General features: G+C 60.8%; 10 protein-coding genes. 4 read left to right on the top strand and 6 right to left on the bottom strand.

The annotated features are described in order from the left end of the window. Window positions 1-38: 38 nt before the first annotated feature. From DBR30_RS18915 to DBR30_RS18895, 5 genes are all read right to left on the bottom strand, one after another. Window positions 39-575: a glutathione peroxidase gene (locus DBR30_RS18915; protein ID WP_019445606.1), complete on the bottom strand. Its 537-nt coding sequence runs from the start codon at window positions 573-575 to the stop codon at window positions 39-41. A gap of 58 nt (window positions 576-633) precedes the next feature. Then, window positions 634-1197 carry an NnrU family protein gene (locus DBR30_RS18910; protein WP_042084306.1) on the bottom strand — a complete coding sequence of 188 codons (564 nt, stop codon included), beginning with the start codon at window positions 1195-1197 and terminating at the stop codon, window positions 634-636. A 232-nt stretch (window positions 1198-1429) separates the two neighbouring features. Continuing rightward, on the bottom strand, window positions 1430-2563 hold the full coding sequence (locus tag DBR30_RS18905; protein ID WP_108541543.1) for a glycerate kinase: 1134 nt from the start codon (window positions 2561-2563) through the stop codon (window positions 1430-1432). 9 nt (window positions 2564-2572) lie between these two features. Next, complete coding sequence (locus DBR30_RS18900) at window positions 2573-3835, bottom strand: GntP family permease (protein WP_005340326.1); 1263 nt, start codon at window positions 3833-3835, stop codon at window positions 2573-2575. A gap of 118 nt (window positions 3836-3953) precedes the next feature. Then, window positions 3954-5069 carry a sugar diacid recognition domain-containing protein gene (locus tag DBR30_RS18895; protein ID WP_108541542.1) on the bottom strand — a complete coding sequence of 372 codons (1116 nt, stop codon included), beginning with the start codon at window positions 5067-5069 and terminating at the stop codon, window positions 3954-3956. Between the two features lie 209 nt (window positions 5070-5278). Between DBR30_RS18895 and DBR30_RS18890 the strand changes: the two genes are divergently transcribed. Both DBR30_RS18890 and DBR30_RS18885 read left to right on the top strand, forming a co-directional pair. Then, the gene (locus DBR30_RS18890; RefSeq protein WP_108541575.1) at window positions 5279-5653 is read left to right on the top strand and encodes a YacL family protein; all 375 of its coding nucleotides are present in this window, start codon (window positions 5279-5281) and stop codon (window positions 5651-5653) included. Window positions 5654-5719: 66 nt separating this feature from the next. After that, window positions 5720-6016: a hypothetical protein gene (locus DBR30_RS18885; protein ID WP_005348860.1), complete on the top strand. Its 297-nt coding sequence runs from the start codon at window positions 5720-5722 to the stop codon at window positions 6014-6016. Between the two features lie 67 nt (window positions 6017-6083). Here the strand turns inward: DBR30_RS18885 and DBR30_RS18880 are convergent, their stop codons facing one another. Continuing rightward, window positions 6084-6824, bottom strand: coding sequence for a substrate-binding periplasmic protein (locus DBR30_RS18880; RefSeq protein WP_108541541.1), 741 nt, complete (start codon window positions 6822-6824; stop codon window positions 6084-6086). 120 nt (window positions 6825-6944) lie between these two features. Between DBR30_RS18880 and DBR30_RS18875 the strand changes: the two genes are divergently transcribed. Continuing rightward, on the top strand, window positions 6945-7775 hold the full coding sequence (locus DBR30_RS18875) for a CPBP family intramembrane glutamic endopeptidase (protein WP_108541540.1): 831 nt from the start codon (window positions 6945-6947) through the stop codon (window positions 7773-7775). 200 nt (window positions 7776-7975) lie between these two features. Then, a partial coding sequence (locus DBR30_RS18870) for a sphingomyelin phosphodiesterase (RefSeq protein WP_258224504.1) occupies window positions 7976-9028 on the top strand: 1053 nt, incomplete at its 3' end.

Below are 9028 nucleotides of genomic sequence, written 5' to 3'. Positions count from 1 at the left end.
GAGCCCATTATTCCAGAGCCGCCCGCCAAGGGGTAGGGTCAGAGCCCCAGCGCCCGGGTGATCTGCAGTTTGAGGGGGTCGTCAGCCGGATTCTGGTTGGCGCCGTAGCTGGCGATCAGCTTGCCATCGCGCCCCACCAGATACTTGTGGAAGTTCCAGTTCGGCTCATCTCCGTCAGCGGCCGCCGCCAGCCCCTTGAACAGTGGCACAGCATCGGAGCCCCGCACCGCCACTCGATTGAACATCGGGAAGGTGACGCCATAGTCGCGGCGACACACCTCGGCAGTCTTGGTCTCGTTGCCCGCCTCCTGCCAGAAATCGTTGGAGGGGAAGCCCAGAATAATCAGCCCTTTATCCTTGTAGCTCTGGTAGAGCTTCTCCAGATCGCGGAACTGGCCGCTGTAGCCGCAGTAGGAGGCGGTATTGACCACCAGCACCACCTTGCCCTCGGTAAGCTGACAGAGGTTGTGGCGCTGGGCATTGTTGAGCTCCCGCATCTCCACATTGAAATAATCGGGGCACGCCGCAGAGGCCGCGTTGGCCCCCAATAACAGCAACAGAGTGAACCATTTCATCGCCAAGACTCCTTTTGTTTTGTCCATCATACGTGGTTACCAGAGCCGCAGTTCACTCTCAATGCAATGGAATGCCGGTCAGCCAGCCGTGGCCCCAGAACACCAGCAGCGCGGTGGCAGCCAGGCCCGCCCCGACGCTGATGCCGGTGCCCGTCCAGTTCGCAGCCGGGCGGGGATATCGCTGCCAGTCCCGCACCGAAATCCAGACCATGCTCACCAGCGCCCACAGCCCGATGCCGCCAAACAGCACCAGAGATCTCGCCTCGCTGTTGACCAGCAGATGGGCCACCGCCCACAGCAGGGTGCCGAGCAGTTGGGGATGCACTAGCCAACGGCGCAGATGGTTGGGCCCCTGGCCGGAGAAGAAGAGGATCAGCGCAAAGGGCATCATCACCGTCATGGTCATCGGCCCCCACTCCGGCAGGAAGTAGAGCGGCAGCGAGCTGGCCGACCGCCAACCGGCAATGATGCAGGCGATGGCGACAAACACCAGCAATGAGAAGAGTCCCTTGTAGCGATTCTCCCCCAGCCGTTCTCTCAGTCGCGCCCGATGGGCCACCGCAAAACAGGGGTAGAGATGGATCAGGGTAAACAGCGCAACCCCCAGGGTCAGCAGGAACATGAGTCTCTCCTTGTACTTGGTACGACCACTATGCCGTAAAGGGAGATTTGCGCCTATCAAAACCGCGCTGACCCATGGAGTCAAAAGTGTGGCAAGACAAAGGAGCAGAAAGAAAAGAGCCGATCACGATGGATCGGCAAATAAGTGCCAGGGCAGTCAGACATCTCGCGGGATGGGAGATGCCCCAAACGGGGATATTGAGTGGCCGATGAGGCGCATCGGCCGAACCGGATCAGCCCTTGAGCTGATAGAGCGCTGCTACGTTGCGCGCAGTGAGTTGAATGTTGGTGCTGGCGTTCTCCAGCGCCTCCGGCAGAGACATGGCACGGTTGACCACGGCGAATACCGCGTCCAGCCCGTGATCATGTACCACACCGCAATCGTCGGTCAGGCAACCGGAGATGCCGATCACCGGCTTGCCGAACTGCTTGGCGCAACGTGCGACACCGATTGGTGTCTTGCCATGGATGGTCTGGCTGTCGATGCGCCCTTCGCCGGTGATGACCAGATCCGCATCGGCCACTTCATCGGCCAGCTTCAGGGCTTGAATCACGATCTGAATGCCAGGCTTGAGCTCGGCACCAAGCAGACCGACCAGCGCGGCCCCCATGCCACCGGCAGCGCCCGCCCCCGGAATATCCTTCACCCGGCAGCCAAGGGCCTGCTCAATGCAGTCGGCATAACGGGAGAGGTTGGCATCGAGTTGCGCCACCATCTCTGGAGTCGCCCCCTTCTGCGGGCCAAACACGGCGGAGGCGCCTTTCGGGCCGCAGAGCGGGTTGTTCACATCGCACGCTACCTCGATAACCAGCTCACCCAGACGCGGATCCAGATCGCCAAGATCGATGGTCGCGAGCTCACTGAGACCTGCGCCGCCCAACTCGATGGCTGAGCCATCGGCTTTGAGCAGCTTGCCGCCGAGCGCCTGGATCATGCCGGCACCGCCGTCATTGGTGGCGCTGCCGCCGATACCGAGGATCAGGTGCTTCACCCCCATCTCCAGCGCGGCCAGGATCAGCTCGCCGGTACCGAAGCTGGAGGTGAGCAGCGGATTGCGCTGCTCGGGAGCGACCAGATGGATGCCGGAGGCGGCGGCCATCTCGATGACGGCACGCTCGCCATCACCCAGCAGACCGACGAAGCCCTGTACCTTGTTACCTAGGGGCGCGGTCACTTCGACCGGCAGGATGCGGCCACCAGTGGCATCCACCAGCGATTGCACCGTGCCCTCGCCGCCATCGGCCATCGGCAATTTGACGTAGGTGGCGTTCGGCAGCACCTGCTTGAAACCGGCCTCGATGGCATCAGCCACCGCCATGGCGCTCAGACTCTCCTTGAATGAATCGGGGGCAATAACAATTTTCATATCAATTCCTTAGGCGAGGCCAAACACGCCAAACATCAGGGTGGAGACAGTGGCAATGGTCAGACCGACTGCAGTTTCGTAAGGGATAAGTTTCAGGCGCTCACCCACCCCCATGTGGACGCTGCCACCGGTGGCATGGAAGAAGGAGCCGTGGGGCATGTGGTCAAACACGGTGGCACCGGCATGGATCATCGCCGCTCCGGCCAAACTGCTGATCCCCAGTTCAATCAGGGTGGAGCTGAATACGTTGGAGGCCACCACGGTACCGGCGGTAGTCGAGGCGGTTGCCAGCGACATCAGGGCACCGGAGATGGGCGCCAGCAGGTAGGAGGGCAGACCGGAGGCGGTCAGGCCGCTGATCAGCACATCCTTCAGGCCGGAGTTGGCGATGATGCCCGCCAGGGTACCGGTACCCAGCAGCATGATGGCGACCGGCGCCATACGGGCGAGACCGGAGACCGCAAACTGGTTCACCTTGCTGAATTTACCCATCATCAGGGCACCGACCAGACCACCGAGGGGCAGTGCAATCAACGGATCCACCACGATACCGGCGACCGGCCGCAGGGCCAGCAGCAGGATGGCGACCAGCGGCGCGCTGATGGCGGCGGCAAAGCCCGGCAACTTGGCACCGGCAAAGCTCACCACTTCATCAGCAGCAACCTTGCTGCCCTTGTTGTTCAGCCGCTTGGCCAGCCAGTAGGCCATCACCAGACCGAACAGACCCGGAATGATGCCCGCTGCCATCACTGAGGTGAGGGGCAGATGGAAGGCGTCAGCCGCGGCAATGGCGTTGGGATTGGGTGACATGACGTTACCCGCCTTGCCGCCACCGATCATCGCCAGCAGGATGGCCGCCTTGGAGAGGTCGGCACGGCGGGCGATGGCCAGCGCAATGGGCGCAACGGTGATGACGGCCACGTCCACGAATACGCCGACCGCAGTCAGGATCAGAGTCGCCAGCGCCAGTGCCAGCAGGGCGCGGGTTTCACCGAGCTTTTTGACGATGGTCTCGGCGATAGTGGTGGCCGCGCCCGATTCGATCAGCACACCCGCCAGCACACCGGCCGCCAGGATCCGCATCACCGCAGTGGTGATCCCCTGGGCGCCGCCGATCATCAGGGCGACGGTCTGGGTCAGATCGGCACCGCCAATCAGGCCACCGGCCAGGGCCCCCACGATCATGCCGTAAGCGGGCGGCACCTTCTTCAAAATGAGGATGATGGCGATGGAGAGCGCCGCGATGGCGCCAAGGGCAGTAACCGGGATCATGACGGACACCTTCAATGGGAGTGAATGGCCGCCATTATGGAGATCTGCAATCAGAATGCTTTGGCCAAATAGCCAAAAATAACATCATTTAAATGTATTTTTTTGTCCAATCTCACAATCACAAGTCGAGATTAAGGCCGAGATAGAGCAAAAATTTGTCGTCTAACTTGTTGAAATTCAACCCGGTTATCTGCTCGATCCGGCTTAGTCGGTAACGCAGGGTATTGGGGTGAATGAACAGGGCTTCGGCACAGCGATGCAGATCACAATCCTGCAAGAAATAGTGGCGCAGGGTCTTCTGCAGCGCCCCCTTGCCATCTTCCCGGGCCAGTTTCTGCAGCGGTGTGCGCAGCTGATCCGCTTGCCAAGAGTCCGCCAGACTCCCCAGCAGCACCGGCAAGCGGTAATCCTCGAAGAAGTAGACCTGTTTGCGCGGCGCCTGCCGCATGCCACGGCGCAATGTATCTCGCGCCGTCTGGTAAGAGCGCGCCAGCCCGCCGATCCCGGCGAAGTAATCGCCCACCGCGATATGCACCTTGAAGTGGGGAATGCGGGCCAGCAACTGCTTGATCCGGCTGCGCTCCTGCGCCGATTGCCAAACGCCATCACTCAATTGCGCCGGTTTGAGCACCACTATCTCGTCGAGCCCGTTGATGGCGACCAGATTGTCCCGCTCCGGGTTCTCCAGCTGATGAACCAGCTCCCGCAGACGAGCAGGGTCGGCCTCCTCCAGGGCCAGCACGGCCACCACCCTGGGCTGGGCCAACTCCAGCCCGAGAAAGCGGGCCGCCTGCTGCAATTGATCGACTCGCCCCTCACCACGTATAAGCTGCAACACCAGCTCCTCCTTGTGGCGCTTGTCCCACTGCAACTGCTCGGTAAGCGCCGCCTGCTCCAGGATCAGTTCTGCCGTCATTCGCACCAGCTCGGCGTAAGCACGCACTTCCTCCGGATCGCCGGAGATGCCGATCACCCCGATCAGCTCCCCCTGATAGGAGATGGGTAGATTGATGCCGGGTCGCACTCCTTTTAGCTGCAAGGCTGTCGCCTCGCTGATCTCCACCACCCGGTTTTCGGTGAGCGCCAGCACAGCCCCTTCGTGGCGCTGATGGATCCGCTCCGGATTGCCGGACGCAATGATGAGACCGTGTTCGTCCATCACGTTGACCGAGAACGACAGGATCTTCATCGCCCGTGCGACGATCTGGCGGGCAAGGTTATCGTTTAGCTGCATAACATCTCCGGACAAGGGGCAGATCTGGCTACGTCACCACGAGGCAATTCAGGGCACATGGGCGCAAAGATGCCACATCATCAAGACAAGCGAGAGGGGGATCGCTAGAATAGGCCACTTTACCCGATGTGTGCCCCGCCATGGAGCAGGAATTGCGTGCTTGCACCCGCCTGCCCGTGATGGCCCATCCCTCCGATCTGGACTGTGCTATGGATTATGAATTTCGCCGCGACCCGTTTGGTGGCTATCGCGCCCGGTTCTCCATGGGCCATGAAGCCATCGGTCAGTGGCTGATCGACGAGGTTGGCAAGGATGAGGAGAAGCTCGACGAGCTCTTCTCCATCATTGATCAGCTCTCCAACCACACCCGAGTCGAATACCGGCTCAACGGCGGTGATTACTCCCTGCTGCTGACCCATGAAGAGGCGGAGGTGAAAGCCAACGCCCTCAATATCGAGCTGGGTGAGGATCTTGACGATCTCGCCTACTACGATGATGAACAGCTGGCTATGTGCGGGCTGGAAGATTTTGCCCAGGTGCTCGGCTCCTGGCGCGCCTTTATCCGTAACGAGGATATGGGCTGATTGACCCAATGTCGGATTACTATGTCGGGCAAACGTGCCCTTTTGCCTAACTCAATAGGATTGACTATGTCTATTTACGATTTTGATGACGAACTGCCGGAAGACGAAGAACAGGAATCCACCAAGAAAGCGGCTGCACCTGCCAAGAAGAAAGGCAAGCAGGTGATGAACACTCAGGTCAACCTGAGCCCGCGCGATGCCAGCCGCCTGAACGGCATGCACGTTGAAGCGATCGCCACTCTGGACGACGTCAGCCTGCCGAAGAACGTCATCTTCAAGGCTGGCCTGATCGCCCTGGGCGAACTGGAAGCTGGCAAGCGCGCCGATATCATCGCCCGCGTGATTGCCGAATCAGGCCGCTAATCGCCCCTGAAGGCATAAAGAAAGCCGGAGCCACTGCTCCGGCTTTTTGTTTTCCGCCCAGGCACTCTCAACGGCAATCGATCCCCTTTCCGGCTCGGGATATCAGTTGGTCATAGTGACCATCGGCACGGGCGGCAGCCAAGGCATGATTGAACCGCTCAAGCAGGCTGGCGGCCTCCGGGTACTGCCGTGAAATGATCAGGTAAAAGGTGTCGCTCTGGCGAAAGTGGGGCAATGCCTGCAGATGGCAGGGATCACCAAACAGCTGGCGGCTGGCATCCCAGGTCACCGTCTCGTTCATCGGCAGCAGATCGATCCGTTTGCGATCCAGCAGTTGCAGACACTGTGCCAGGGTCTTGGGGCGCTGCAGATCCAGCCCGAAACGCTTGATCACCCCGTCAGCATGGCTGGTGCTCCACCCCAGCGGAATGCAGACTCGCAGCCCTTGCCAGCGGCCAGCCTGAATAGCCTCGCTCCCCCGATAGGTGAACCAGGATAGGCGATCTATGTGAATGGGAGCACTGTAGTGGAACAGCTTGGCCCGCTCGGCAGTCCAGGCGTAGGGGAAGGTGGCCGCGACCAACCCATTGCGGGTCAACTGATAGCCGCGGGGCCAGGGCAGGTAGTCGACCTGGATCTCCCGATACCCGGCCTCTTGCAGCAGGGTCGTCACCAGCCGGGTGCTCTCGCCACCTTCAGGCAGTGCCTTGCCGGTATAGGGGGTGAACTCACCGGTCACCAGCAGCAAGGGTGCCGCCTGCAGCCAGACACACCAACAACACAACAACAACCACAGACAGTGCTTCATCAGCTGCTCTCCCTTTACCCTGTTGATGAGTATAGAGAAGGGATCCGACCACCTCCTGCGCGGTTGTCCTGCTGACGCCCACTTGTTAAGGTTGCCGCCTGCCTCGATCAAGGAGATCCAATGTTACCCCTTCCCGACTCATTTATCTGGGGCGCGCTGGCACTGGCCGTGCTGCTTGCCCTCTTCTGCCAGCGTCTTCCCGCCTTTGCCCTGCTGGGACTCTCCCTGCTGCTGGCCTTGTGGCTTGACCGAATGACACTACCTGCCCTGCTGGTCTCGGTCGCAGGATTACTGCTGGCGTGGCGTACGCCAACCCTCCCCGCCCGCCGGGCGATGGCGGCCAGAGTGGTGCTGATCCTCTGGGCGATTGCGCTGACCCTGCACCTCATCCCCGGCTTCAACAATCTCAAGGTGCTGGATCAGGCGCTGGCAGGCCCCGCCAGCGTGCCGTTCAACATGTATCTGAACCTCGACAAGCCGCTGCTGTTCTTTGGCTTGCTGCTGGCCTGCCCGATGCTGCAGGGCAAGGGGGGCGCAATCCGCTGGCGCCCGCTGGTCCTGTTACTGCTGCCGCTGGGTGCCCTGCTGGTCATCGCCTGGCAGTTGGGGGCACTGAAACCGGAAGTGGGTCTGCCCCACTGGTGGTGGCTGTTTGTACTCAACAATCTGCTGTTCACCTGTGTGGCGGAAGAGGCGCTGTTTCGTGGCGCGATCCAGCAGGGGCTGACCGAACGTTACCGCCCCTGGATTGGCATCGTCGTAGCTGCGCTACTGTTCGGAGCCATCCACCTGCCCGGTGGCCCACTGCTGGCGCTGTTTGCGACCCTGGCAGGCTGCTGCTATGGCCTGGCATTCCAGCTCAGTGGGCGACTCTCCGTAGCCATCCTGATCCACTTCGCCTTCAACTTCGCCCATCTGGCGCTCTTCACCTACCCGCTGGCCCACCGCTAACTCCTGAAGGCGCCTGACACGGGCGCCTTCCCTCGCTCCTCCCCCTATCTATTTAAGCGTGCTGCCTCGCTCGCTTTACACCTTCACAAAGCTCCAAACAAAACCAATTCATTTACTTGTAACTAAAATGTAAACAAACTGACCTCTGCATTCGCCATAACAGTCACTTTCCATTGCCCTGCAACCAAAAGGATCCTGTGATGCAGAAAACCCTCAGTTATGCCGCCCTGCTGCTGGTCAGCCAGTTCCCGCAACTGGCACTGGCCGATACCGATGTCTACCTCACCAACAACAGCCCTGAACCGCTCCAGATCGACATCCTCCAAAGCGGCAGCGGCCAGCTGCAACCCGGTAGTCAGTGGAGCCAGCACCGCACCGAGCTGGGCCCGTGGGAGAGTGCCATGGTGCTCAGCTTTAATCGCTATGAGGGGGTAAAAGCGGGCAAGAGCTATCTGTTCGAAACCCGCGTGACCACAGCGGCAGGCGACGTCTATCGGCTCAACCAGCTGATGGAGGGAACCTGGTGGAACACCACCTTGCAGCACGGTGGCGAGACGCCGACCAGTGCATCCGGCTGGCAAAACGATCGGGCGATCCACCGCGTTGCGGGGCCACAAGAGCTGGCCTTTGCCGCCAAGTTCACCGGCCGCTACGACGATCTGCACTATATGATCACGCCCCCCCAAAAACGGGAACAGCCGGAACCGGCAGAAAACAGGCTCAAGGTGGCCAGCTACAACGTCTGGGCGCTGCCGGTCATCGCCTCCAGCATCGGCGAGCGATTGACCTTGCTGCCTGATTATCTCAAGGGTTATGACGCCCTGCTGCTGCAAGAGGTATTCGATGGCCGCCGCGAGGGCTTTTTGCAGGCGCTGGCGAAAGAGTACCCCTACCAGACCAAGGTGCTCGACAAGCCCGGGGTCAACATCCACGACGGCGGCGTGGTGATCGTCAGCCGCTATCCCATAGTGCGGGAGGCCCAGTTGGTCTATCCCCAATGCACCGGCACCGACTGCTTCGCCGACAAGGGGGTGATGTACGCCGAGGTGATCAAGGGGGGCAAGGCGTGGCACCTGTTCGCTACCCACACCGCCAGCTTCGACACTGACGAGGCACGCAAGCTGCGCCAGATCCAGTTCGGCCAGATCCGCTCTCTGGCTGCCAGCCTCAAGATCCCGACCACGGACATCGTCATCTACGGCGGCGATTTCAACGTCAACAAACGCAAGTTTGCCGATGACTACGCCAATATG

The organism is Aeromonas sp. HMWF017 (genome assembly GCF_003061465.1).
GTDB lineage: Bacteria > Pseudomonadota > Gammaproteobacteria > Enterobacterales > Aeromonadaceae > Aeromonas > Aeromonas veronii.
The sequence above is the reverse complement of the archived record's forward strand: the minus strand, read 5'-3'. Positions and strand labels throughout refer to the sequence as shown.

Coding starts and splice junctions, on each gene's coding strand:
- DBR30_RS18915 (WP_019445606.1), bottom strand. CDS start 575: ATGAAATGGTTCACTCTGTTGCTGTTATTGGGGGCCAACGCGGCCTCT.
- DBR30_RS18910 (WP_042084306.1), bottom strand. CDS start 1,197: ATGTTCCTGCTGACCCTGGGGGTTGCGCTGTTTACCCTGATCCATCTC.
- DBR30_RS18905 (WP_108541543.1), bottom strand. CDS start 2,563: ATGAAAATTGTTATTGCCCCCGATTCATTCAAGGAGAGTCTGAGCGCC.
- DBR30_RS18900 (WP_005340326.1), bottom strand. CDS start 3,835: ATGATCCCGGTTACTGCCCTTGGCGCCATCGCGGCGCTCTCCATCGCC.
- DBR30_RS18895 (WP_108541542.1), bottom strand. CDS start 5,069: ATGCAGCTAAACGATAACCTTGCCCGCCAGATCGTCGCACGGGCGATG.
- DBR30_RS18890 (WP_108541575.1), top strand. CDS start 5,279: ATGGATTATGAATTTCGCCGCGACCCGTTTGGTGGCTATCGCGCCCGG.
- DBR30_RS18885 (WP_005348860.1), top strand. CDS start 5,720: ATGTCTATTTACGATTTTGATGACGAACTGCCGGAAGACGAAGAACAG.
- DBR30_RS18880 (WP_108541541.1), bottom strand. CDS start 6,824: ATGAAGCACTGTCTGTGGTTGTTGTTGTGTTGTTGGTGTGTCTGGCTG.
- DBR30_RS18875 (WP_108541540.1), top strand. CDS start 6,945: ATGTTACCCCTTCCCGACTCATTTATCTGGGGCGCGCTGGCACTGGCC.